The 23,656-nt window shown below is 46.1% G+C and carries 26 protein-coding genes; 2 read left to right on the forward strand and 24 right to left on the reverse strand.

All coding sequences use genetic code 11. The features are described from left to right. Position 1 precedes the first annotated feature (1 nt). From KNQ12_RS02740 to prsW, 12 genes are all read right to left on the reverse strand, one after another. Positions 2-709, reverse strand: a complete 708-nt coding sequence (locus tag KNQ12_RS02740) for a demethylmenaquinone methyltransferase (RefSeq protein WP_023468641.1) — start codon at positions 707-709, stop codon at positions 2-4. A 22-nt stretch (positions 710-731) separates the two neighbouring features. Beyond that, on the reverse strand, positions 732-1,310 hold the full coding sequence (locus KNQ12_RS02745; protein ID WP_023468642.1) for a heptaprenyl diphosphate synthase component 1: 579 nt from the start codon (positions 1,308-1,310) through the stop codon (positions 732-734). Positions 1,311-1,450: 140 nt separating this feature from the next. Beyond that, positions 1,451-1,723 (reverse strand): HU family DNA-binding protein, encoded by a 273-nt coding sequence (locus KNQ12_RS02750; protein WP_012370671.1) that lies wholly within the window; start codon positions 1,721-1,723, stop codon positions 1,451-1,453. An 85-nt stretch (positions 1,724-1,808) separates the two neighbouring features. Next, on the reverse strand, positions 1,809-2,543 hold the full coding sequence (locus KNQ12_RS02755; RefSeq protein ID WP_035396816.1) for a hypothetical protein: 735 nt from the start codon (positions 2,541-2,543) through the stop codon (positions 1,809-1,811). After that, positions 2,540-2,716 carry a DUF2768 domain-containing protein gene (locus KNQ12_RS02760; protein WP_023468644.1) on the reverse strand — a complete coding sequence of 59 codons (177 nt, stop codon included), beginning with the start codon at positions 2,714-2,716 and terminating at the stop codon, positions 2,540-2,542. Before KNQ12_RS02760 ends, KNQ12_RS02755 begins: the two co-directional genes overlap by 4 nt. A gap of 39 nt (positions 2,717-2,755) precedes the next feature. Continuing rightward, positions 2,756-3,781, reverse strand: a complete 1,026-nt coding sequence (locus KNQ12_RS02765) for an NAD(P)H-dependent glycerol-3-phosphate dehydrogenase (protein ID WP_023468645.1) — start codon at positions 3,779-3,781, stop codon at positions 2,756-2,758. Between the two features lie 14 nt (positions 3,782-3,795). Next, positions 3,796-5,106, reverse strand: a complete 1,311-nt coding sequence (gene der, locus KNQ12_RS02770) for a ribosome biogenesis GTPase Der (RefSeq protein WP_023468646.1) — start codon at positions 5,104-5,106, stop codon at positions 3,796-3,798. A gap of 123 nt (positions 5,107-5,229) precedes the next feature. Then, positions 5,230-6,363 carry a 30S ribosomal protein S1 gene (gene rpsA, locus KNQ12_RS02775; RefSeq protein ID WP_023468647.1) on the reverse strand — a complete coding sequence of 378 codons (1,134 nt, stop codon included), beginning with the start codon at positions 6,361-6,363 and terminating at the stop codon, positions 5,230-5,232. A 102-nt stretch (positions 6,364-6,465) separates the two neighbouring features. Then, on the reverse strand, positions 6,466-7,065 hold the full coding sequence (locus tag KNQ12_RS02780; protein WP_023468648.1) for a lysophospholipid acyltransferase family protein: 600 nt from the start codon (positions 7,063-7,065) through the stop codon (positions 6,466-6,468). Then, the gene (gene cmk / locus KNQ12_RS02785; RefSeq protein ID WP_023468649.1) at positions 7,062-7,736 is read right to left on the reverse strand and encodes a (d)CMP kinase; all 675 of its coding nucleotides are present in this window, start codon (positions 7,734-7,736) and stop codon (positions 7,062-7,064) included. The genes KNQ12_RS02780 and cmk overlap by 4 nt, the downstream gene beginning before the upstream one ends. 76 nt (positions 7,737-7,812) lie before the next feature. Next, on the reverse strand, positions 7,813-8,469 hold the full coding sequence (locus KNQ12_RS02790; RefSeq protein ID WP_214746253.1) for a flagellar brake protein: 657 nt from the start codon (positions 8,467-8,469) through the stop codon (positions 7,813-7,815). A gap of 19 nt (positions 8,470-8,488) precedes the next feature. Then, positions 8,489-9,166: a glutamic-type intramembrane protease PrsW gene (gene prsW, locus KNQ12_RS02795; RefSeq protein WP_023468651.1), complete on the reverse strand. Its 678-nt coding sequence runs from the start codon at positions 9,164-9,166 to the stop codon at positions 8,489-8,491. 168 nt (positions 9,167-9,334) lie between these two features. On the opposite strand from prsW, the gene KNQ12_RS02800 reads away from it, so the two are divergent. Beyond that, positions 9,335-10,303 carry an asparaginase gene (locus KNQ12_RS02800; RefSeq protein ID WP_058713740.1) on the forward strand — a complete coding sequence of 323 codons (969 nt, stop codon included), beginning with the start codon at positions 9,335-9,337 and terminating at the stop codon, positions 10,301-10,303. Between the two features lie 52 nt (positions 10,304-10,355). Here KNQ12_RS02800 and KNQ12_RS02805 read toward each other — a convergent pair whose 3' ends face one another. The 8 genes from KNQ12_RS02805 to KNQ12_RS02840 all read right to left on the reverse strand — a co-directional run bounded on the left by KNQ12_RS02805 (position 10,356) and on the right by KNQ12_RS02840 (position 18,245). Continuing rightward, a complete protein-coding gene (locus tag KNQ12_RS02805; protein ID WP_214746256.1) occupies positions 10,356-11,345 on the reverse strand; it encodes a YpdA family putative bacillithiol disulfide reductase in 990 nt (329 codons plus the stop codon). A gap of 121 nt (positions 11,346-11,466) precedes the next feature. Continuing rightward, on the reverse strand, positions 11,467-12,732 hold the full coding sequence (locus tag KNQ12_RS02810) for a Glu/Leu/Phe/Val family dehydrogenase (RefSeq protein ID WP_023468654.1): 1,266 nt from the start codon (positions 12,730-12,732) through the stop codon (positions 11,467-11,469). A 134-nt stretch (positions 12,733-12,866) separates the two neighbouring features. Then, a complete protein-coding gene (locus KNQ12_RS02815; RefSeq protein WP_214746260.1) occupies positions 12,867-13,811 on the reverse strand; it encodes a D-alanine--D-alanine ligase in 945 nt (314 codons plus the stop codon). A gap of 139 nt (positions 13,812-13,950) precedes the next feature. Further along, positions 13,951-14,541: an adaptor protein MecA gene (locus KNQ12_RS02820; RefSeq protein WP_075642529.1), complete on the reverse strand. Its 591-nt coding sequence runs from the start codon at positions 14,539-14,541 to the stop codon at positions 13,951-13,953. A 57-nt stretch (positions 14,542-14,598) separates the two neighbouring features. Then, positions 14,599-15,483, reverse strand: coding sequence for a MerR family transcriptional regulator (locus KNQ12_RS02825; protein WP_023468657.1), 885 nt, complete (start codon positions 15,481-15,483; stop codon positions 14,599-14,601). Between the two features lie 71 nt (positions 15,484-15,554). Continuing rightward, positions 15,555-15,749, reverse strand: coding sequence for a hypothetical protein (locus KNQ12_RS02830; RefSeq protein ID WP_023468658.1), 195 nt, complete (start codon positions 15,747-15,749; stop codon positions 15,555-15,557). Positions 15,750-15,792: 43 nt separating this feature from the next. After that, complete coding sequence (locus KNQ12_RS02835; RefSeq protein WP_251055701.1) at positions 15,793-17,223, reverse strand: RecQ family ATP-dependent DNA helicase; 1,431 nt, start codon at positions 17,221-17,223, stop codon at positions 15,793-15,795. Further along, complete coding sequence (locus tag KNQ12_RS02840; RefSeq protein ID WP_214746266.1) at positions 17,223-18,245, reverse strand: YpbB family protein; 1,023 nt, start codon at positions 18,243-18,245, stop codon at positions 17,223-17,225. Before KNQ12_RS02840 ends, KNQ12_RS02835 begins: the two co-directional genes overlap by 1 nt. Positions 18,246-18,475: 230 nt before the next feature. Here KNQ12_RS02840 and KNQ12_RS02845 point away from each other — a divergent pair, with 230 nt between their 5' ends. Then, the gene (locus tag KNQ12_RS02845; protein WP_023468661.1) at positions 18,476-18,724 is read left to right on the forward strand and encodes a ferredoxin; all 249 of its coding nucleotides are present in this window, start codon (positions 18,476-18,478) and stop codon (positions 18,722-18,724) included. Between the two features lie 129 nt (positions 18,725-18,853). Here KNQ12_RS02845 and KNQ12_RS02850 read toward each other — a convergent pair whose 3' ends face one another. The 4 genes from KNQ12_RS02850 to KNQ12_RS02865 form a co-directional block, all read right to left on the reverse strand. After that, entirely contained in the window at positions 18,854-19,813 is a 960-nt protein-coding gene (locus KNQ12_RS02850; RefSeq protein WP_023468662.1) for an ABC transporter permease, read from the reverse strand. Next, the gene (locus KNQ12_RS02855; protein ID WP_023468663.1) at positions 19,813-20,883 is read right to left on the reverse strand and encodes an ABC transporter permease; all 1,071 of its coding nucleotides are present in this window, start codon (positions 20,881-20,883) and stop codon (positions 19,813-19,815) included. Before KNQ12_RS02855 ends, KNQ12_RS02850 begins: the two co-directional genes overlap by 1 nt. Then, positions 20,880-22,409 carry an ABC transporter ATP-binding protein gene (locus tag KNQ12_RS02860; protein ID WP_023468664.1) on the reverse strand — a complete coding sequence of 510 codons (1,530 nt, stop codon included), beginning with the start codon at positions 22,407-22,409 and terminating at the stop codon, positions 20,880-20,882. The genes KNQ12_RS02855 and KNQ12_RS02860 overlap by 4 nt, the downstream gene beginning before the upstream one ends. 66 nt (positions 22,410-22,475) lie before the next feature. Beyond that, positions 22,476-23,549, reverse strand: coding sequence for a BMP family lipoprotein (locus KNQ12_RS02865; RefSeq protein WP_023468665.1), 1,074 nt, complete (start codon positions 23,547-23,549; stop codon positions 22,476-22,478). Positions 23,550-23,656 lie beyond the last annotated feature (107 nt).

A 23,656-nucleotide genomic window follows, 5' to 3' on the forward strand; every position in this document is an offset into this window, starting at 1 on the left:
CTCACCACTTCTTCCCAAGGTGCATCGCAGCAGCCCCACCCGCGAATGCCTTGACTTCCACTTGCATGAAGCCTGCCTGTTCGAAGAGTTGTTTCAGTTCGACGCGGTCGAGGAACACTTCCGTCGATTCTTGTAGCCAGTTGTATTGATCGTATGATTTCGCAAGCAATCGCCCGACTTGTGGCATGATTTTTCCGAAATACAATGAATATGCCTCGCGGAAAATCGGTGCCGTCGGTTGACTCGTCTCGAGACAGACGACCGTTCCACCTGGTTTTAAGACACGATGCATCTCTTTGATGACCTGTAGATAATCCGGTACGTTTCGTAGACCAAACCCGATCGTCACATAATCGAACGAGTTATCACCGAACGGTAGATCCATCGCATTTCCGTGAATCAATTCGATGTTTTTCATATCGAGCGCTTCTACCTTCTCCACGCCGACTCTTAGCATGTTCTCTGAAAAATCAAGTCCTTTGATGACACCTGTCGGACCGGCTGCTTTCGCTAGTTGAATCGTCCAGTCCGCTGTTCCACAACAAAGATCGAGACATTTAGCACCCGGGAAGACTTGCATCCGGCGCATCGTCTCGCGTCTCCATAGTTTATGCAGTCGGAAGCTGATGACTGAATTCATTTGATCATAGTTCGTTGATATCGATTGAAACACTTCATATACTTTTTTTTCTTTATCTTTTGCCTGCACACCGTTCACCCTTTCCAAGATCTCATGCTACCGCCATCTGCTCGAGATGCGATAACAGTAATTTCTGTGCGACCAAATCCAATTGTTCTGCCTGTTGTTGAATGATCTGCCGCCCCTGTCGTGTCAGCCATTCTCGTTTCGTGATTGCTGCGAGTCCTTGCATTAATCCGAACTCTGCTGTTAACCATAAGAGAACCCGTTCTTCCGTCGATGCATAATTCATTTCGTGAAGGGCACACTTTGCCTCGTTGACCCGTTGAATCGTCCGTCCGAGTGAAACGAGAATCTCTTTTGGTAACCCAGCTAGCTGTTCGAAAAAGTAGCTCGAGAATAAATCTCCTGCTAATACAAGCAACTGTCGCTCCTTCGAACCGCGTAGCGTTTCATTGACACGCTCATGCAGACGTAGCGCTACTTGTGCGAAATGAATCGCTTTGACGAGTGCTTCCGTATCCAGCGTGTCATGTTGAGCGACATCAATCAACCAACTGATCTGTTCACGATCGATGGAAGGGAAATCCACATGTCGAGCCAATCGTGTCGTTTGTTTAGTGGTGAGTGCAGTGATGATTTCATCCACGCGCAGCTCATGTTGTTCCATGCTTTTACCCCCCGATCTCCAGTGCCATCTCGTTGATGGACGTTCTTCTTTTTTAATATACCATAATCGGCGGGCTTTCACGCTTCTGAATGTCCACAAAAAAGCCGCCCGAGAAAATCTCGGGCGACTATGTAGCCGGATTACTTCACAGCATCTTTCAATGCTTTACCTGGTTTGAAGGCAGGTACTTTACTTGCTGGAATCTCGATATCTTCTTTCGTACGTGGGTTGCGACCTTTACGGGCTGCACGCTCACGGACTTCGAAGTTACCAAATCCAATCAATTGGACTTTTTCTCCAGACTGAAGTGTCTCAGTGATCGATTCGAATGTTGATTCAACAACTTTCGTCACGTCTTTTTTTGTAAGACCTGATTTTTCGACGACTGCTTGAATGAGTTCAGTTTTGTTCATTACTTTCACCCCCTCCCAATCACTTCTTCGAGGGTAATCATACCCCATAAACGTTGCTATTACAACATTTTCGTGTAAATAACGTTCAATTTTCAGATTCTTCGCTCGATTTCTCTGAAAACACAGGTTCGCCTTTTTCGTTTATCGTGTAGCTTTGAGAATAGGCAGGAACAAAAGGTTGATCTTCATAGAGCAAATACCGAATATCTTGACCGACTTTCGGCTTTTTCTTCGCAGTTTGAACAGCTTTCTTCAACTCTGGTAAATAGTTGATGAAGAGGCGTCCTTGACCATCGACATAGATTGACAACTTTTCATCTGAATACGGACTTGGGACAGTCGGTTCTTTTTTGATGAATAGTTTTTTATAGTCAAGCGTAAACTGGTTTTTTCCGAACGATCCTTTAAACGGATACTTTTCGTTCTTCTTCCGATACGCATCAATCCGAACTTGGAGCTTCTGTAACTCTTCTGCAACAAGTAAATCCATCAACTTAACAGTTGGTTTCGTGTCGACATCAACTAACAGATAGATGAATGTTCCGCCACCTTCAAAACTGTTTGATGGTGGGTCACTCATATAACGCGGAATGAGCCGCCCTAATTCGATTTGATAACGCTCCATGAGCGGAGTGTCCGCTTCCATCGTCTTAATGGGTAAAACACCCGTGTCTTTTTGATACGCATCGACAGCATCCTGTACGGTACGTAACTGTTGCGGATACGGTACGCGGTTCGACGGTTTCTGACTGTCTGGAAATAGACAACCTGATAACAACGTCACCGGAATGAGCATGAGGATCACGAACCACTTCTTCATGCGCTTGGTCCCGCCATGACGATGAACACCATGATGATCGATGCGACGATGAAACAGACGAATGCCAAAGTCGATACGAGAATCTGCCATATCCCTTTCAATTTCGTCCGACTGACCGTGACCAGCAAGACACTGATCGCAAAGAGTCCGATGCCAGCGAACGAGATCCACATTTTTATTAATCCTGGACTCAAGGTTTCCACCCCACTCCGTTAATCTTTCGTCGTGAAGAGATGCTCGATTTCATTTTTTTGTGGTCGTTGCATCAACTTTTTGACTTCTTCTTCCGGCGTATGACCATCGAAAAGAACGTGGTATAACGCAGAAGTGATTGGCAGTTCGCACTGCTTCGTCTCCGCTAAATCATAGGCGGCTTGTGTCGCACGAACACCTTCGACGACCATTCCCATGTTTTCTAGCACCGTTTCTAACTTTTCACCGCGACCGATGGCATTCCCCGCACGCCAATTGCGACTATGGACCGATGTACAAGTAACGATCAAGTCACCCATTCCCGTCAATCCAGTAAACGTCATCGGTTTAGCTCCAAGCATCGTACCGAGACGCGCCATTTCGACCATTCCACGCGTTATCAAAGCAGCTTTCGCGTTGTCACCATAACCAAGACCATCCGTCATCCCGGCGGCAAGCGCGATGATGTTCTTCAAAGCACCACCGAGTTCTGCGCCAATGATATCCGCATTCAGATAGACACGGAAGTTTTCATTCGTGAACAGCTCTTGAACACGACCTGCTTCTTCTAAATCTTCTGAAGCAATCGTTACCGTCGTCGGTTTACGTAATGCGACCTCTTCAGCATGGGATGGACCCGTCAAGACACAAATCGCTTTACGCTTCGCTGGATCGACCTCTGCTTCGATTAATTCTGACAACCGAAGATGTGTCTTTGGCTCGATTCCTTTCGATGCATGGATCAAAACGACAGGTTCCGTCAGCAACTCATTTAGTTGACGAGAAACCGCTCGAATCGCGGAAGATGGTGTGACGATCAAGATATGCGTCGCCCCTTCGACCGCTTCTTTAAGATCCGTCGTTGCTTTTAATGCTTTTGGTAACGCAACACCTGGCAAGAACTGCGTATTTTCATGATGCTCATTGATACGGTCGACATTCATTTGCTCACGACCGTAAAGAATGACTTCTTGATCATTATCAGCTAAGACGAGCGAGAGGGCTGTTCCCCAGCTCCCTGCTCCGATGACTGCGATTTTGGTCATACTGACTCACCTCATTATTGTTTTTGACGGGCTAAAATCCGGATTGGTGTACCTGTGAAGTCAAATGCTTCCCGGATCCGGTTCTCAAGATATCGTTTATAAGAGAAGTGCAGCAATTCTGGATCATTAACGAACAAGACGAACGTTGGCGGACGTGACGCGACTTGAGTCGCATAGTTGATCCGAAGACGAACCCCTTTATCTGTCGGCGCCGGGTTCATCGCGACCGCGTCAACGATGACATCGTTCAAGACACTTGTCTGAATCCGTTGTGCATGACTGTGTGCTGCTTGTTGAATGACCGGTAACAACGTCTGCAAACGACGTTTTGTTTTTGCTGAGACGAAGACGATCGGTGCATAGTCAAGGAAACGGAATTCTTCCCGGATCTCTTCTTGCATCTTTTTCATCGTCTTATCATCTTTTTCGACAGCATCCCATTTATTGACGACAATGATGACCGCGCGACCTGCTTCGTGCGCATATCCCGCCACTTTTTTATCTTGCTCGATGATACCTTCTTCGCCATCAAGAACGACACAGACGACATCTGCCCGTTCGATTGCTTTTTGAGCACGCATGACGCTAAAACGTTCTGTTGATTCATAGACTTTCCCGCGTTTTCGCATCCCGGCCGTATCGATGATGACGTATTCTTGATCATCCCGTGTAAACGGTGTATCGATCGCATCGCGTGTCGTACCAGCGATGTTCGAGACGATGACACGTTCTTCACCGAGAATCGAGTTCGTCATACTTGATTTCCCGACGTTCGGACGACCAATCAAGGCAAACTTGATCGTACTTTCGTCATATTCTAATTCTTCTTTATCTGGTGCGAGTTCAAGGACACGGTCAAGTAAATCACCGAGACCAAGACCATGTGTACCAGAAATCGGGAACAAGTCTCCGAATCCAAGGGAGTAAAATTCATACATTAAATCACGCATTTCAAAGTTATCGACTTTGTTGACAGCGACGACGACCGGTTTGTTCGAACGGAATAACATGTTCGCGACTTCCTCATCCGCTGCTGTAATTCCTTCGCGTCCGTTCACCATGAAAATGATGACATCCGCTTCATCAATGGCGAGCTCCGCCTGATGACGCATCATTTGAAGTAGGGGCTCATCCCCGACTTCGATTCCACCTGTATCAATCAAATGAAAATGACGATTCAGCCATTCTCCAGTTCCGTAAATACGGTCGCGGGTAACGCCTGGCTTGTCTTCTACGATTGAAACCCGATCTCCAATCACCCGGTTAAAAATCGTCGACTTTCCGATATTTGGGCGACCTACGATCGCCACGACTGGAATTGCCATCCCAACACCTTCTTTCTCTTCTCTCGCTTCATAGCCGTTCTATTGTATCAAATCAAACTGTCATATACCATAACAAACCGCATATAAAAAGCGGACACGCTTGTGTCCGCTTTGTGTCATTACTTATTCTTTCTGATCAGAATCGTCTTCAGTCAAGTCAGCGACTGAGAATCCTTCTGATTGATTCGTATAATCCGAATAATCGTCAGCGGATGATTCTTCCTCTTCAAGGACACGTGTTGATAGCGAAATCTTATGCTCATCAAGACGCACTTCGAGTACTTTCGCCTCAATTTCCTGTCCTTCTTCGAGTACTTCCGAAGGTGAACCGATGTGACGGTTCGCGATTTGCGAAATGTGTAAAAGTCCTTCTACTTGTGGCGCAAGTTCAATGAAAGCCCCGAACTGAACGAGACGACGCACACGTCCTTTGACGATATCGCCAGCTTCGATCTTCCCTTCCATTTGTTGCCATGGACCAGGTTGTGTTTCCTTGATCGATAACTTCACCTTTTCCGTATCACGGTCGACACCAAGTACTTTGACTTCGACTTTTTGACCTTCCGTGACGATATCCGAAGGACGTTCGACACGGTGGTGTGCCATCTCCGAGATATGAACGAGACCGTCGACGCCACCGATATCAACGAAAGCACCAAAGTCCGTTAAACGTTGGACTGTACCTTCGAGGATTTGACCTACTTCTAAATTTTCGAGTGTCTCTTTTTTCTTCGCGTTCAATTCGCCCTCAACGACCGCTTTATGCGAGAGAATGACACGGTTCTTCTCTTGATCGAGTTCAACGACCTTGACTTCGATCGAACGACCGATGTAATCCGAGAAATCCTCGACATAATGCCGTTCGACGAGTGACGCCGGAATGAATCCGCGGACACCGATATCAACGACGAGTCCACCTTTGACGATGTCCTTGACGACAACTTCAAAGATCTCACCTGATTTATACTTCTCTTCTACTTGCTCCCACGCTTTGAGCGCGTCGATTTCTCGTTTCGAGACGACGACCTCTTCATCCGTGATTTTCTTGACCTTCACTTGTAGTTCATCTCCGACGTTCAGCACGCCGCGAATATCATCGAGATGAAGACTCGATACTTCGCTGATCGGTAAGATGGCTTCTGTTTTATATCCGATATCAATGAGTGCTTGCTTGTCTTCAATTTTCACGACCATTCCGGTAACTACCTGGTCCCGATGAATTTCAAAATCAGGCATATCTTTCATTTCTTCGACCATTCCAAAACAACCTCCTCACGATGAGTACAAGAAACGCCTGACACATGTCAATGCGTTTATCCTGCTTCTAACTTCTTACAATTCTGACTATTTGTCAAGGTATTAAGCGTGATTGAAGTAGACGGATTTGATTTCGTCCATGATTCGGTCAGAAATCGATTTCGCCGCGCCCCGCTGGTCACGTAAATCCGAGATATCAACCGGTTTTCCGATCGCAACATGCATCCGTTTGAACGGGCGGTATGATCCGATGATTGCAATCGGTAAAATCTGAGCATTCGATCGTAACGCAAAGAAGCCGACACCTGGTTGTGCTGATGTGAATTCACCTGGCGCAGATCGCGTTCCTTCCGGGAAAATACCGACCGTCTCATCCGTATTCAAGAGCTCAATCGTCCGTTTCAAAGCTTGACGATCGCCTTGACCGCGACCGACAGGATATGTTCCTGCCGCAATCATTAATTGTTTTAAGGCAGGAACTTTGAACAGTTCTTCTTTTGCCATGTAACGAACCGCGCGTTTTGGCGGAATCGCGCTGACGAGGAAGACTGGGTCCCAGTTCGAGCTGTGGTTGGCACAGACAAGTAAGGAACCGTCTTTCGGAATGTTCTCTTGCCCAGTCACTTTCAATCGGAAGACTGTTTTCGCAATGACCCAGACGACAAACCGCGCAATCCGGTAAATGGTATCTTGACGTTTCATTTTAGGACACCCTCTGCTAGCTCCATCAATCGGACGACGACTTCATCAATCGTCATCTCTGTCGTATCGAGATATAGTGCATCGTCAGCTTGGCGTAATGGCGAGACTTCACGCTCACTGTCGCGCTTATCACGCAGTGCGATCTCTTCTTGAAGAATCGTGATGTCACTGTCCATTCCACGCGCGATATTTTCACGATGTCTTCGAGCTGCACGCTCTTCCACAGTTGCCGTTAAAAAGACTTTTAATTCTGCATCCGGCAATACGACTGTACCGATATCACGTCCATCCATGACAATTCCGCCGCGTTCAGCTAATTTTCGCTGTGCCGTGACGAGTGCAGCCCGGACTTCTTTTTGACGAGCGACGAACGAGACATTATTCGTGATTTCGATGGAACGAATCGCATCCGTCACTTCGCGATCACCAATAAAGACACGTTGCCCGTTTTCGCCTGGTGTTAAACGAATATCAAGCGATTTCATTAATTCTCCTAGCGCTTCCCCATTATTGAGATCAAGCGATTGTTCAAGTGCTGCCAACGTCACGGCCCGGTACATAGCTCCTGTATCAATGTATACATAGTCAAGGCGTGCTGCCAATTGTTTTGCGATCGTACTTTTCCCAGCACCCGCTGGTCCATCTAAAGCGATTTGAATCTTTTTCATCATCCATCCAATCCTTCCATCTTCCCTATGATTGATAGGGATTCATTCTTCCGAACGTTATCATAGCAAAAAAATGCTGTCAGGTGAATGGATTCATGCCCCTTCTTGAACTTTTCATTTGCATTTGATAACAGTGACGCAATACAAGTTCACGACTTCTGTCGGGAATCATCGTAAATTGGAAGGCTAGTTCATACCTTTCTTCCCGTCGATCGATTCGAACAAGTTCAGCCACGACGTCTAGTGTACTTGATACTCCATCACCCGTAGGTAAGATGAATGTCATCTCCACTTCTTCATCTTTTGCAATCGGTAATTGATCTGACAAGATCATCATTCCACCAGCCGATAGATCGAGCGTCACCGTTGTAAACGGCTCGAAATGTGTTTTATGAGGGTGTACAGCGACATCGAGTATTTGCGGTACTCGAACGAACTGACGTCGTTGGATGCGTTCGATTTGATCATCCTTTGGTCGTTTCAAAGCATAACGTTGACCACGAAGTGGATCATTTTGTCGTTCAACGACGACCGTATCAAATCCAAATAATTTGCCTTTCTCCTTAAAAAAATAAAATGAAACTTCTTCTTGCTCTGACAAGATGAATGTTTTAAGTGTCGCGACCTCACTCGGCGCTTCAATCCAAATCAAACGGTTCGTCACGGCCGTCACTTTTGAGCGACCTTGTCGATCCTCACTATTCGAAAGCATTACCAAATCCCCGATTTCCATCATGTTACTCCGCTCCTACTCTCTATTCGATACCATCTGAATGTTGTTTTTTCCGTTTAAATCGTCGATTCAAACGATTGGCACCTCGTACTTGAAATAATCCAATCGTCCATAAGATGACCATAAAGACGATTGGTAAAAAGGATATACCACCATTTTCCAATATTAACAAATTAAATAAGATATGCGCAAATACCGGAAGCGCAATCGAGAGGGATAGCCAGCGATAAGGATGAGGCGAGAATTTCGCCATCCCCATGAAGAATCCCATGATGACCGCAAACAATGCATGCCCAGATACGGGTAAGAGTGCCCGGAAAAGCATATGTTCGACGGTTCCATTCACCATCAGATATAAAATATTCTCAAGCGTTGCGAACCCAAGTGAACAAGCTACCGCGTAAATGATCCCGTCGTAATAATCATTAAACCGTTGATGAATATAGACCGTATAAAAGACGACAAACCATTTGGCGAATTCTTCCGTAACGGCTGTTCGAATCAATTGCACCTCTTCACGCCCACCAAATTCGGTCTGGACGATATAGTCGATGAACATCAAGGGAAAGACGAGTAATATGCCGAAAATGAAACTTCGAAGGATATAGCCGACTGGCTCCGACTCATGTTCGTGACGGAGATAAAAATAAGTTAGGAGTGCGATGCCTGGGGCAACTCCGGAGAAAACGATTTGAACCACGCTTCCTCTCCCCCTTTCTTCCTCATTTATAAGAATAAAGGTTTCTTGGAAAAAAGAAAACGTCCTCGTTGTTTCAAGAGGGAAAAAGGTTACAATATGGGAGAACGAATCGAATCCGTCATAGAAAGTAGGTGAAGGTCTTCTGTCTGTAGACAAGGACCCTTTAGCATGAAATCATTATTACTCATTCATACGGGTGGAACGATCGCCATGGCACAGGATCATGCTGGTCATGTCCTACCAAACGATATCAATCCACTCGACGCCTCACTCCCGCGAGCAACAGATATTGCCAACATTACGACGCGTCACTTCGCAAACTTACCTTCCCCGCACATGACACCTGACATCATGTTGCGTCTAGCCCATTTCATCGAGAGTGAGTTCAAGAAGGAACATTACGACGGCGTCGTCATCACTCACGGCACGGACACACTGGAAGAGACGGCTTATTTCTTACATTTGACGCTTGGTGCACCTGTTCCGATCGTTTTGACAGGAGCTATGCGTTCTTCCAATGAGGTCGGATCCGATGGTGAGTTTAATCTGATTACGGCACTTCGTGTCGCTGTCAGTGAAGCTGCGCGCGGAAAAGGTGTTCTCGTCGTCTTCAACGGGGAAATTCATTCGGCATTCAACGTCACAAAAACACATACGTCATCCGTCGATACATTCAAATCCGTTCATTTCGGAAACCTTGGAATGGTAACGAAGGATCATGTCTACTTATTCAATACACCGCTCTTAAAACAAACACACATGGTGACTTCGCTCTCAAAACGCGTCGCCGTTCTCAAAGTCTATGCCGGTATGGAACCCGACCTGTTACTTGCTGTGAAACAACTCGGCTATGATGGACTCGTCCTTGAAGTCCTTGGTCAAGGAAATGTACCACCAAGTATCGTAGATGCGATCGCTGAATTGATTACCGTCATGCCGATCGTCATCGTCAGCCGTTGTTTCAACGGAATCGTTCAAGACGTCTACGGATATACGGGTGGCGGACAACAATTAAAAGAACTCGGCGTCATTTTCTCGAATGGACTGAATTCACAAAAAGCGCGGCTTAAACTGATGGTCGAACTTGAAATCGATGCTTCGCAACTAGAACTCGAAGAATCATTCCGCGTTGAATAAATGAAAAAACCTCTTGATTCGGAAATTTCCCTTCCAAATCAAGAGGTTTTGTTTAGGCTTGTATCGATACACCACGTAACCGTTCAACGAGATGATTGGCAATGCTTGCACCGTGAAAACGTCCATTTTCAATGAATATTTTATTGGCGTCAAATCCTGCTGCCACGACACCTGCGATATAGATGCCCGGGACATTCGACTCCATCGTCTCTTCGTCATGACTTGGAATACCTGTTTTACGATCAATCGTAATGCCTGTGTCAGCGAACAATCCGACATCCGGTGTGTAACCCGTCATCGCAAACACAAAATCAGCACGGACGGTCTGTTTATCTCCATCTATTTGATAAACGACCTCTTGCTCCGTAATTTCTTCGATTGACGCTCCAAAAATCATCTTGACCTTTTCCGAACGGACGAGAGATTCGAAGTTCGGCAACACCCATGGTTTGATGGATGGACTATACTCCGGTCCACGGTAAAGGACAGTCACACGTGCTCCTGCTTTTTCAAGTTCAATCGCTGCATCGACGCTCGAATTTTTCCCACCGATAACAACGACATCTTGATCAAAATACGGATGTCCTTCCGTAAAGTAGTGCGAGACATGAGGTAATTCCTCTCCAGGAACATCCATTCGGTTCGGTAAACCATAATAACCTGTCGCAAGCACGACGGAGCGAGCTTCTCGGCTTCTTTTTTCCCCGGAACGCACCGAGTGGATGATAAAATGATCCGCTTGACGTTCAATCCGCTCGACCGTCTCAAACGGACGAATCGTCAATTGTTTTCGTTTGACGACTTCTCGATAATAGACGAGCGCGTCGAGACGTCGCGGTTTTAATTCTTTATTGATGAACGGTACACCACCAATTTCTAACTTTTCACTACTTGAAAAGAACGTTTGATGCGTCGGATAACGATAGATCGCTTCGACGATATTTCCCTTTTCGAGCACTTCGACGTCTAGTCCCCGATCTTGCATTTCGATCGCTGCCGATAACCCACACGGTCCTGCACCGATTACGATACAATCTAACATTCGAATATCTCCTCTTCCGGTTGCTTTTTTTATATCTTAGCAAATCTCTACAATTGGCGAAAGAAATTGCAATGCAAAACGCCCGCTCTTCGTAAAGAAGAAGCGGACGTTCATCTTAATATTAGACCCAGCCACGGAAACGAGATGCTTCCGCCATCTTCCGGACACCCACCATATAAGCGGCAAGTCGCATGTCGACATTTCGCGTCTGCGCTGTCTGATAGACTTGGTTGAACGAGTTCACGAGTACTTTTTCAAGTTTCTCATGTACTTCTTCTTCCGTCCAGTAATATCCTTGGTTGTTTTGGACCCATTCGAAGTAAGAAACCGTTACGCCACCACTCGAAGCAAGAACATCCGGAACGATCAAAATGTCACGTTCAGCGAGAATTTTCGTCGCTTCGTTCGTCGTCGGACCGTTAGCCGCTTCAACGACGATCGCTGCTTTGATATCGTGCGCATTGTCTTCTGTGATTTGATTCTCGATTGCTGCCGGGACAAGAATATCACATTCAAGTTCAAGCAACTCTTTATTCGAGATCGTATTTTTGAACAATGTCGTCACGGTACCGAACGAGTCACGACGGTCGAGTAGATATGGAATATCGAGACCGTTTGGATCATGGAGTGCTCCGTACGCATCGCTGATTGCGATGACTTTTGCACCTAAATCATACATGAATTTCGATAAGAAACTTCCGGCATTTCCGAATCCTTGAACGACGACACGTGCGCCTTCAAGCGAGATCCCCTTTTTAGCAGCCGCTTCCCGAATCATGATCGCGACACCTTTTGCCGTCGCTGTCTCACGACCGTGAGAGCCACCAAGGACGAGCGGTTTCCCTGTAATGAAACCAGGTGAGTTGAATTCATCGATTCGACTGTATTCGTCCATCATCCATGCCATGATTTGCGAGTTCGTGAAGACGTCAGGTGCTGGAATATCCTTCGTCGGTCCAACGATTTGACTGATAGCACGGACATACCCACGGCTGAGACGTTCGATTTCACGGAAGCTCATCTCACGTGGATCACAGATGATTCCGCCTTTCCCGCCGCCATATGGTAAGTCAACGATACCTGCCTTCAGACTCATCCAGACGGATAATGCTTTGACTTCGACTTCCGTCACGTTCGGGTGGAAACGGATTCCACCTTTCGTTGGTCCAACGGCATCGTTATGTTGCGCACGATATCCTGTGAAGATTTTTGTCGAACCATCATCCATCCGTACCGGAATCCGGACTGTCAACATCCGGAGTGGTTCTTTAAGTAATTCGTACATCTCGTCTGGATAACCAAGTTTCCCTAGTGCCTCCTTGACGATTTCTTGTGTCGCTTCCAGTACGTTCTTGCGATGATTCGCATGTTGTTGGTCAGTGATCATTCCAACGTTCCTCCCCATAAGTGGCATCCCCTATGCCGTTTCCTTGTTCGGATAAAGTATACTCTTTTCTCGAACGTAATGAAAGGGGTTACGCCTATATTTGTAAGCGCTTTCTCACTTCTTTTCTTAGGATATCATTGATTTGGTTGTTTTGTTTGACGATGTCGTTCGATCGCTAGTTCCATGAAATATTCGACCAATTCCGGATATTCGATTCCTACTGCTCGTGCACCGTCCGGGAATAAACTGGTTGAAGTCATACCAGGAAGTGTATTCGTCTCCAAGATGACTGGATTTCCGGATTCCGGCACAAGGAAATCAGATCGTGAGTATCCTGCACAGCCGAGTACTTGGTGTGCTTTAACAGCCCATTCTTGAAGTTTTTCTGTCGTTGCTTCATCCAGCTCAGCAGGACAAATATGCTCCGAACCACCGATGGCATATTTGGATTCATAGTCATAAAAGGCGTTCTTCGGAATGATCTCGATGACAGGTAATGCTTTTTCTGCCCCTTTATGACCGACGACCGGGACTGTCACTTCACGTCCTTTAATGAACTGTTCGACAAGCACTGCATCGTCCGCTTCGAACGCCTTCGCGATTCCTTCACGTAACATCTTCTCGTCTTGAGCAATCGTCAATCCGTTTGATGAGCCTTCTTGTGCTGGTTTGACGACACAAGGAAATTGACCATTCCACTCTACGATTTTCGCTTCGATATCATCTCCACGCTCTAACAGCACATCACGGGCGATCGTAATGCCTGCTTTATCAAAGTGAACTTTCGAACGTGCCTTATCCATCGCTAGCGCTGACGCTAACACACCTGAACCTGTATATGGAATGTCTGCCAGTTCAAGCAATGCTTGTACGCGTCCATCTTCACCAATTTTCCCGTGAAGAGCGATGACAGCCACATCTACATCCAGCTGGAAGAGTTCATGCGCTTGATCAGGGTGGAAATCAACAGCCGTGACCTCATGCCCTTTACTGTTTAATGCTTCCATGATCGACTTTCCACTGTTTAATGAAACCTCCCGTTCTCCTGAAGTCCCACCGTATAATACTGCCACTTTCATCCTACTTCACTCCTTCTTCTTACGTTCAATGATTATCATACCATCCTTCTGACGATGAAAAAATACAAAATGGTGCCACTTCCAGCAGAAGACAAAAAGGTACGGCATCCCCCTATGAGGGAATGTCGCACCTGATGTTTTACATATTAAACTGTTCAGCTATCGTTGCGACGGCATGTTCCGCCTGAATCGTTTTCCCATACTCCGCCATGACAAGTGGACTTTTCGGGCTCGGTTCACCGTATTCAGATAAAATCGTCGTCACCGTCTGCTCGAGCGCCTCATTCATTCGTTCTTGGAAATAGAGATAATAGCTTCCCTCGAAGAAGTAGAGGCTACCACCTGTCTCTGTACGAGGCATATGTCGCAATAATCCATGACTCGCTTGAATGACGTCTTCTAGCGAGTGTAGAGCATATAAGACGTGATGGACGATATCGACTGTCATGCGGATTTCGACTTGATCGAACTCCTCGTTCATCTCTTCTGGCAAATCGCCTTCACGACGTACATCAACGAGCATCCCGTCATTCGGGAAGAATGTAACGAAAAATTCGAGTGTTCCAGCTGCTTGAAAACCAAAATTCGATTCGGCTTCTTCTAATAAGTTGCGCAATAAAGCTTGTCCCTTCCCGACAGCCAACGTTTCTGGTCGAACGTCGTGAAGCGATAACTCCTGCTTTGTGATGAAGACACGAAGGTGTCCTTGTTTCATTTGTTCAAACCTCATATAGACTCCTCCAGTCAAAACCGGAAACACAGATGTCTCCGTTCGCTATGAATCATACTATACACCAGTTGTCGGAGTGAGTCGACTTAACCAACTTTTCCAAGATTGATCGTCTGCACCAAGTAAATGTGGACCATATCGTTCCGGGAGCTGATCGACCGCATAACCACCAAGACCAATCTCAAGATCCGGAAAATCAGACATTAGACGTGCTAACGCTTCATCAAGTAACGGTAAATGATCGGATAACGTGCAGGAAAGAATAACGGCTTTCGGTTGCAACTGATGCGTGACAGTCACTAAGTCCTGAACCGGTATACCGGAACCGAGGAAAATGACATCAAATCCAGATTGACGTAAGTAAAGCGTGAAGAAAAGTAGCCCAAGTTCGTGTTCTTCTTCCGGCGCGCAGACACAGACGATTCGCGGTAAAAATGGATTGATCGGCATCTGTAACGACAGTGTCGAGAGGCGAGCTCTCAGAAATGCCGTCGCAAAATGCTCATGCGCAATCGTAATCTCTCCCGACTCCCACTTCACTCCAATCTCATGTAAGAGCGGACCGACGATGTCCTGAATGACTTTATCGAAGCTAAACATCGAGAATGCTTTATTCATGATGTCGTGCGCATGTCGTTCTTCAAAGTTCGTCAATGCCTGGAACAACTGATCTCGCAGTTCGACTCCATAATCGTGCGGTACCTCAGCCCGATTAACAGGCATCTCATACAACTGGATTGCTTTAGAGACAGACAATCCCTCTTTTTGTTTATCGACGATCCAGCGTAATTTCGCGACGTCGTTATCACTATAAATGCGATGTCCGGATTCACTTCGATCCGGATCGAGCACCTGATATCTCCGCTCCCAAGCACGAATGGTCGTCGGGTTGAGTCCCACTAACGCAGCGACTGCTTTGATATTATATTTCCCACGATCCATGCATCGTGCCTCCTTCCCCTTCCTTTCTAGTATACGCTGAAAGGAAAAAAATCTCCGTTCACAATGTGCCCTTACATCATGAAACCGATGGAGACGAAGGCGATGATGATCGTGATCATAAGTACCGTCAGCGTGATTGCTAGCGGATTTTTTCGAAACGGTTGTTTCAATCGCTCGTTACGAACGTGTTCGATACGCGAAGAACGCGGTGGCAATGACTGATCCTCTTCGTTCTGATGCAACCGTCGTTGATCTTGTTTACTCAATGTTCATCACCTTTTCTTGAAAAATATAACGATATTGTCTAGTTTACACCGAATCTAGTGATGAAAAAAAGACTTGTTCTAAACGCATTTTCCAATCTACCGGTTGATGGGTCTTTCTCTTCACCGGATTTTCCCATTCAATCGTTCCGCACACATCACAACACCGTGGTTGTACGATTGCCTGCTCATCAAAATGATGCAACAACATCGTACGGCGACATTCGTTCCGATGAATGTAGTCCATCATCAGGTTGACCTCTTGTCTTTTTAATTGTTTACGTTCCGTTTGCCACTGGATGATGCGTTCCTTCGACCACCCGTTCTCAAGTTGCGATTTGAGTAATCGATATGCCGGATCTTCCGGATTAAGACGAAGACGATTTTCCATCTTGGCATAGGATTCGCCTTGATTCATCCCTTGTTGCAATTGATCAATCCATAAGACGGGTGCATATTGCGTGTCGATCAAGTACGTCTGTAATTGTTCATCTTGAGCAGCGTAGAGTAAAATCGCCGTTGCCTCTTTACCATCACGACCAGCACGTCCGACTTCCTGCATATAGGCTTCAATCGTCGCAGGCATCGTATAGTGAATGACCGTTCGGACGTTACCTTTATCGACACCCATTCCGAACGCACTCGTACACACGAGACAGTCCATCTCATCATGAAGAAACTGTTGTTGAACAAGTTGGCGATCTTCTATCGTCAACCCAGCATGATAATAGGTCGCACCGTCAATGATTCCAGCAATTCGTTCCGCTTCTTTACGGGTCGTCGTATAGATGACGCATGGGCGAACGATGCGTTCCATCCACCGAGCAACTGCCGCATCTTTTTCTTCTCGATCAACGCGATCGACAACATATTGGATTTCTGGTCGGTTGACAGAACGACGGATGATTTGTGGCTCATGCATACGCAGTTGTGTTCGAATATCTTGCTCGACAGCACGAGTTGCTGTTGCCGTTAAGGCGAGACATGGTGGAAGGCCGAGTTCTTGTCGAATGTGACCAAGTCTTGCATACTCCGGTCGAAATTCGTGACCCCATTGGGAGATACAATGCGCCTCATCTACGACGAAGAGCGCAATCTTTACCTGTTTTAGCCGAGCCCGAATCTGCGGCAGCGCGAGTTGCTCCGGTGATAAGTAAAGATATCGTAGATGTTCGAGTACAGATAAAATCTGTTCTTTCTCTTCTCGCGTCTCGACAGATGTTAATTTAGCGACAGATCGCTCTCCTCGGCGCTTGATTTGCATGACCTGGTCTTCAATCAACGAGAGTAACGGAGACAAAATCAACGTCAGCCCTTCATTTTTTACATAAGAAGGAAATTGATAACAGACAGACTTTCCTCCACCTGTCGGCAAAATTGCTAGTGTATCTGTTCCGTTTAGGATGGCATCGATGATTTGGCGTTGCCCTGGTCGAAATGCTTCGTAACCAAAATGACGATGCAATAACGCTTCCATTACATTCCCTCCCATTTACTACGTGCTAACACCAATCGAATTTGAAAATAAGATATATCGGATTGCATCTCACTCTTGATTCGCTTTAGCGCGTAGGTTCCGAGTCGCTGTGCAATCTGTCGTACCTCTTCTTGCTGAGATGGCGTGACAAAATGATCCAGCGGAAACGAAGGAGCATACATCGCAATCTCAACGAGATGATCTTCCATCGTACTATTTTTTAATCGTCTTCGGATCGCAACCGCTTCAACGGTTAACCCCTGTTGCAATAACTCCCATGTTTTTTTCGCAGACTGCGTCATTTTTGTCGTGTGTAGATCAGCGCCTATTTGCTTTAAAAGTGGTGTTTTTTCCAAGTCATCGATGCACTTTCGCCAAGCGATCGTAAATTCGTATTGGACAGTCTCCACATCTGTTTTCATCATTTGAGCTAATTGTGGATAAGACCATCCTGCTTGCACGCCAGACAAGCGGTAACTAATTAATGTCGCATCTCGTTCTGATAAGCGCTCAAGGAGAAATATCAACTCTTGCTGCATATGATGTAACCATTCTGCTCGATTTGAGATGATCGGAAGAACACTTTTTACCCATTCACGGACGATGGTTTCCTGTTGCACAGGAATGAACGGCTGTTTTGCTTCCAAGCAAATCATGGTTTGAACCAAAAGGCTGAGTCGTTTCCACATCATCTCAGCATAACCACGAAGTTCTCCACCTAGTTGATCAATGATCGCACGATCCGTTTGATTTATTAGTCGTGCGCCTTCGTGCGTCAGTCGCAAGGTCTCTTGCCGCTCAATCCAATTCTTCTGCGCGAGTTCAGCCAAGATTGTTTCGAATCGTTGTTTACTGACTAATACAGTACCGAACACCGATTCCAAATCATAAAAATGGGCATCTTGCAGAGAAGTCGCTGATTTCTTTCCTTGAAAAACATGATAAAGACTCCGGTCTGATCGTTCATTTCGAAGGCGCTGAATCGATTCCAGAAAAATACGCTCGAGTAAAGAAACTTCCATATGTCACGCTCCCTTCTAATGTAAATTGTTTATCAATTTGAAGATGATTTCCCATCCTTTTTCTTTTCGTTACGTTTTAGACATACTATTTGCGGGCATGTGATGATATATACATTTTCTGTTGTCACTTACGCTTCGTCATTGAAATGCAACGATGAGTCCGATACAATGACATATAGATGAGAACAGCGTGTTTCAATAATGTTTTCGTATAGAGAGGAGACCGTTCAATGGCTAAATTTACGATTGTCGACAAAGATACTTGCATCGCTTGTGGTGCTTGTGGAGCAGCGGCACCAGATATCTATGATTATGATGATGAGGGTTTGGCGTATGTCATTCTTGATGATAACAATGGTACTGCCGAAATTCCAGAAGCATTATTCGACGATATGATTGATGCATTCGAAGGTTGCCCGACGGATTCAATCAAAGTAGCAGATGAATCGTTCGATGGCGATGCGTTAAAATTCGAATAAGTGAATAAAAAAAGATGTTTCCTCGCGAAGCATCTTTTTTTGTTGGACTTTTTCTCATTCAATCTATCGATTATCTAAAAAAACCGGATGTCGCCAATTGGCAACATCCGGTCTATGATTAGTAAAAATTTAGCGTTTTCCTTTGATATACGGTACACCGACAGCTTTTGGTGCATCCGCACGACCAACGACACCAGCAAGTGCTAAGATCGTCAATAAATACGGCGCAATCAACAGATACACTTGTGGAATTTGATCGAGTAACGGCAATTGCTGACCGATGATCGAAATCGCTTGAGCGAACCCGAAGAAAAGGGCTGCCCCCATGGCACCGAGCGGGTTCCATTTTCCGAAGATCATCGCTGCAATCGCGAGGAAGCCTTGACCGAGAATCGTCGTCACACTGAAGTTCAATGAAATCGACGTCGCGTAGACAGCACCAGCAAGACCACCGAAACCACCAGAGATCATAACACCGATGAAACGCATCTTCGTGACGTTGATTCCCATCGTGTCCGCTGCCATCGGGTGTTCTCCGACAGAACGTAAGCGAAGACCGAATGGTGTCTTGAAGATGATGTACCAGGCGACGAACGCGAGAACGATTGCGATATACGATGTGTAGTAGACGTTTGCAAAGAACATCTTCAAGACTGGAATATCAGACAAGAATGGTACATTCTCTTTCGAAATCCGGTTTGGAATCGAATCTGTCTGTCCTTTACTGTAAAGTGCCCGAACAAGGAAGATTGCAAGACCGACCGCAAGCAAGTTGATCGCTACTCCAAGAACCGTTTGGTCTGCTCGGAAGAGGATTGCTGGAATCGCAAGGAACAGTGAGAAAACTGCCCCAACGACGATCGCGATGAGCATCGCAAGCCAAGGACTCGCAGCACCTAAGCCCATTTTCGATAAAGTCAATGCCGTGACGACACCTGTGAAGGCACCCATGACCATTAATCCTTCTAACGCGATGTTGACGACACCAGAACGCTCACTGAAAATGCCGCCAAGTGCTGCAATGATTAACGGAGCCGAATAGGCGAGTGCGATTGGCACGATGATATAAAGTACTTCAAGAAAGCCCATTATTGACCGGCTCCTTTCGCTTTTTTAGATTCTTTCTTAACCGTGAACTTCTCGATGACGAGACGAATCGCGTAACCCGAAGCCACGAAGATGATGATGAATGCGATGATGATTTTGATCAGTTCCGGTGGAATACCAATCTGTTGCATCGACAGACCACCGATGTTGAGTCCTGCAAACAGTAACGCCGCGAGAACGACACCGATCGGGTTATTCGCACCTAACAAGGCAACCGCGATTCCGTCGAACCCTACCCCAGTGAAGGATGCATTCAATGTCATGTTTTGGAACGTCCCAAGACCTTCCATCGCTCCAGCGAGACCTGCAAAGACACCAGAGATGACGAACGATAGGATGATGTTCCGGTTAACGCCCATACCTGCATACTCTGCAGCATTCTTGTTGAATCCAACTGCTCGGAGTTCATAACCAAGCGTTGTTTTCCACAAAATGAACCAGAAGACGAGGGCAGCAATGACTGCAATGAAAATTCCGTTATGCAAACGTGAAAAATCCGTGATCTCTTGTAAGAACGGTGACGCAAGGGATGCTGATTCCTTGACTGACTCCGTCCGCTCGTTCGTAATACCGATGACGTGACGTAAAATATCATTCGTCACATACAACGCGATATAGTTCATCATGATTGACGTGATGACTTCATGCACGTGGAACTTCGCTTTTAAGATACCAGGAATCGATGCCCAAAGTGCACCTGCTAAACCTGCTCCAATTAGAGCAAGCGGTAAATGAATCGCCATCGGTAGATCAAACTCAATCCCGATCCAAACTGCGACCATCCACCCGACGAGAACCTGACCTTCAACCCCGATGTTAAAGAGTCCAGTTCGGAAAGCAAATGCGACAGCAAGACCGGCAAAGATCAACGGAGCTGCTGCTCGCAATGTTTCACCGATGCTGTATGGTTCGCCAAAAATACCATAGAATAACTGATCAAAACCGGCAATCGGATCATACCCGCCGATGACCATGACGATCGCCCCGACGACCATTCCAAGGATGATGGAAAGAATCGGAATGAGGATGCCGTAAAAACGCTCTAACTTCATGAATGACCTACCTCCTCTTTCTTACCGCCGGCCATCAAGAAGCCAAGCTCGATCTCATTCGTTTCTTTTGGATCCAAGAAGGCAACTGTTTTTCCTTCATAAAGAACGGCAATCCGATCTGATACTTGAAGAATTTCTTCGAGTTCGAATGAAATCAACAAGACTGCGCGACCTTTTTCGCGTTCAAGAACCAACTGTTCATGAATGAACTCGATTGCTCCGACATCCAGACCACGTGTCGGCTGTGCTGCAATCAATAGGTCTGGTGAACGATCCACTTCACGCGCAATGATCGCTTTTTGCTGGTTACCACCTGACAAGGCACGAGCAAACGTCTCTGGACTTGGAGTTCGGACGTCGAACTTCTCGATGAGCGTTTTTGCTTTTTCCATGACTTGTTTATAGTTCATGATGCCTGCTTTTGAATACGGTTGTTTGTAATACGTTTGTAAGACCATGTTATGTCCGATTGAATAATCGAGGACAAGTCCATGTTTATGACGGTCTTGCGGAATGTGACCGACACCTGATTCCGTCACTTTACGTGGCTTCAAGTTTTTGATCGATTTATTGTTGAGGAAGATTTCTCCACTATCCGCTTTACGGAGACCAGTGATGGCTTCAATCAATTCCGTTTGCCCGTTCCCGTCGATTCCGGCAATTCCGACGATCTCTCCAGCACGAATGTCGAGATTTAATCCATCGACGGCTTTGATGCCGCGACTGTCCTTGACGACTAGATCCTTGATGTCGAGAACGAGTTCTTGTGGAGTTGCCTTGGAATACTCCGCATTAAAGTTGACTTCACGACCTACCATCATTTCAGCAAGACGCGACTGTGTCATCGTCTCATCGATATCGACCGTTCCGATATACTTACCACGGCGAATCGTCGTACAGCGATCAGCTACTTCCATGATTTCTTTCAGTTTATGCGTGATGAGGATGATCGACTTTCCTTCTGCGATCAAACGATTCATGATCTGAATCAATTCCTTGATCTCTTGTGGTGTCAAGACAGCAGATGGTTCATCGAAGATCAAGATGTCTGCACCACGGTACAACGTCTTTAAAATTTCAACACGCTGTTGCATTCCGACTGAGATATCCTCGATTTTTGCATCAGGATCAACAGCAAGACCATACTGTTCAGAAATCTGGCGTACCTTCTCACGTGCAGTTGCACGGTCGATCTTAATTCCGGCACGTGGCTCTGCACCTAAAATGATGTTTTCAGTAACAGTGAAATTTTGAACGAGCATGAAGTGTTGGTGCACCATACCGATTCCAAGATCGTTCGCGACGTTCGGACTCGTTATATTGACTTTTTCACCACGTACACGAATTTCTCCAGCCTCAGGCTGATACAAACCAAATAAGACGTTCATCAGCGTCGATTTTCCGGCACCGTTTTCACCAAGTAAAGCGTGAATCTCACCTTTCCGAAGCTGGAGCGTGATGTTATCATTTGCGACGAAACTGCCAAACTCTTTTCTGATGTTTAGCATCTCAATGACGTATTCCAAGAAAATCCACTCCCATGTTTAGTTTAAAAGGGGGAGCCGCAATGCTAGCGACCCCCGCTTTCATTATTATTTCAGTGACGCTTCGTATTCTTTGTACTCGTCGTCTGTCGCTGGGACTTTGATGTCGCCATCGATGATTTGTTTTTTGTACTCTTCGACTTTGTCGAGCGCTTCTTTCGAAACGTTGTCTTTTGAAGGTGCGATATCAACACCGCCGTCTTTCAAACCGAACTCAACGACTTTACCTGCTGGGAAGTTGCCGTCTTTCGTATCTTTCGCGACTTGTTCAACTGCTGTATCAACGCGTTTGACCATTGACGTCAATGTGACGTTCTCTGGCATACCTTCTTCGACTTGGTCACGGTCTACACCGATAACCCAAACATCTTCACCGTTTTTCTTACGGTTTTTCGCTTCAGTGAATACCCCTTGTCCTGTACCACCAGCTGCATGATAGATGACGTCGACTTTTTTACCGTACATACCTGAAGCGATCGCTTGTCCTTTTTCAGCAGCGTTGAAGTCTTCTGCATATTGAACTTCGATGTCAGCGTCTGGGTTGACTGCTTTAACACCTGCTTTGAATCCACTTTCGAACTTCTTGATCAAGTCAGAGTTAACGCCGCCGACGAATCCGACTTTATCTGATTTCGTCGTCAAACCAGCAACGACACCAACAAGGAATGATCCTTCATTTTCTTTGAAGACGATTGACGCGACGTTTGGCTTGTCAACGACCATATCGACGAGTGCGAAGTTGTTCTTTTTGAACTGATCCGCTACTTTACCGATATCTTCAGCCATCAAGAATCCGATACCGAGGATCAAGTCGTATTTAGCACGAGCTAATTGCTGAAGGTTTGGTTGGTAATCCGATTGTTTTGCAGATTGAAGATATTTGTAGCCAGTACCTTCTTTTAAGTCGTTGTCTTTTCCGAACTTCTGGATACCTTCCCAAGCAGATTGGTTGAATGATTTATCATCCACGCCGCCTGTATCTGTAACCATACCTACTTTAAAGCCTTCTGATTTGCTACCGCTACCTGAATCTTTTGAATCGTCGTTGCCACCACATGCTGCAAGGACCGAACTCATTGCTAAACCTGTTGCTGCTAATGCGAGAAGTGACTTCTTTTTCATCTGGAAAATCCCCTTTCGAATATGGTCATACAAAGTTCAAGACTACGTCTAGCACCCGAGGCTGGCGATGAGGAGCGTTACGTAGGTTATGACGGAAAGCGCTTTCA

This window comes from Exiguobacterium sp. s11 (genome assembly GCF_018619015.1).
Classification (GTDB): Bacteria; Bacillota; Bacilli; order Exiguobacteriales; family Exiguobacteriaceae; genus Exiguobacterium_A; species Exiguobacterium_A indicum.

Coding starts and splice junctions, on each gene's coding strand:
- KNQ12_RS02745 (WP_023468642.1), bottom strand. CDS start 1,310: ATGGAACAACATGAGCTGCGCGTGGATGAAATCATCACTGCACTCACC.
- KNQ12_RS02750 (WP_012370671.1), bottom strand. CDS start 1,723: ATGAACAAAACTGAACTCATTCAAGCAGTCGTCGAAAAATCAGGTCTT.
- KNQ12_RS02755 (WP_035396816.1), bottom strand. CDS start 2,543: ATGAAGAAGTGGTTCGTGATCCTCATGCTCATTCCGGTGACGTTGTTA.
- KNQ12_RS02760 (WP_023468644.1), bottom strand. CDS start 2,716: ATGTGGATCTCGTTCGCTGGCATCGGACTCTTTGCGATCAGTGTCTTG.
- KNQ12_RS02765 (WP_023468645.1), bottom strand. CDS start 3,781: ATGACCAAAATCGCAGTCATCGGAGCAGGGAGCTGGGGAACAGCCCTC.
- der (WP_023468646.1), bottom strand. CDS start 5,106: ATGGCAATTCCAGTCGTGGCGATCGTAGGTCGCCCAAATATCGGAAAG.
- rpsA (WP_023468647.1), bottom strand. CDS start 6,363: ATGGTCGAAGAAATGAAAGATATGCCTGATTTTGAAATTCATCGGGAC.
- KNQ12_RS02780 (WP_023468648.1), bottom strand. CDS start 7,065: ATGAAACGTCAAGATACCATTTACCGGATTGCGCGGTTTGTCGTCTGG.
- cmk (WP_023468649.1), bottom strand. CDS start 7,736: ATGATGAAAAAGATTCAAATCGCTTTAGATGGACCAGCGGGTGCTGGG.
- KNQ12_RS02790 (WP_214746253.1), bottom strand. CDS start 8,469: ATGATGGAAATCGGGGATTTGGTAATGCTTTCGAATAGTGAGGATCGA.
- KNQ12_RS02800 (WP_058713740.1), top strand. CDS start 9,335: ATGAAATCATTATTACTCATTCATACGGGTGGAACGATCGCCATGGCA.
- KNQ12_RS02805 (WP_214746256.1), bottom strand. CDS start 11,345: ATGTTAGATTGTATCGTAATCGGTGCAGGACCGTGTGGGTTATCGGCA.
- KNQ12_RS02810 (WP_023468654.1), bottom strand. CDS start 12,732: ATGATCACTGACCAACAACATGCGAATCATCGCAAGAACGTACTGGAA.
- KNQ12_RS02815 (WP_214746260.1), bottom strand. CDS start 13,811: ATGAAAGTGGCAGTATTATACGGTGGGACTTCAGGAGAACGGGAGGTT.
- KNQ12_RS02820 (WP_075642529.1), bottom strand. CDS start 14,541: ATGAGGTTTGAACAAATGAAACAAGGACACCTTCGTGTCTTCATCACA.
- KNQ12_RS02825 (WP_023468657.1), bottom strand. CDS start 15,483: ATGGATCGTGGGAAATATAATATCAAAGCAGTCGCTGCGTTAGTGGGA.
- KNQ12_RS02835 (WP_251055701.1), bottom strand. CDS start 17,223: ATGGAAGCGTTATTGCATCGTCATTTTGGTTACGAAGCATTTCGACCA.
- KNQ12_RS02840 (WP_214746266.1), bottom strand. CDS start 18,245: ATGGAAGTTTCTTTACTCGAGCGTATTTTTCTGGAATCGATTCAGCGC.
- KNQ12_RS02845 (WP_023468661.1), top strand. CDS start 18,476: ATGGCTAAATTTACGATTGTCGACAAAGATACTTGCATCGCTTGTGGT.
- KNQ12_RS02850 (WP_023468662.1), bottom strand. CDS start 19,813: ATGGGCTTTCTTGAAGTACTTTATATCATCGTGCCAATCGCACTCGCC.
- KNQ12_RS02855 (WP_023468663.1), bottom strand. CDS start 20,883: ATGAAGTTAGAGCGTTTTTACGGCATCCTCATTCCGATTCTTTCCATC.
- KNQ12_RS02865 (WP_023468665.1), bottom strand. CDS start 23,549: ATGAAAAAGAAGTCACTTCTCGCATTAGCAGCAACAGGTTTAGCAATG.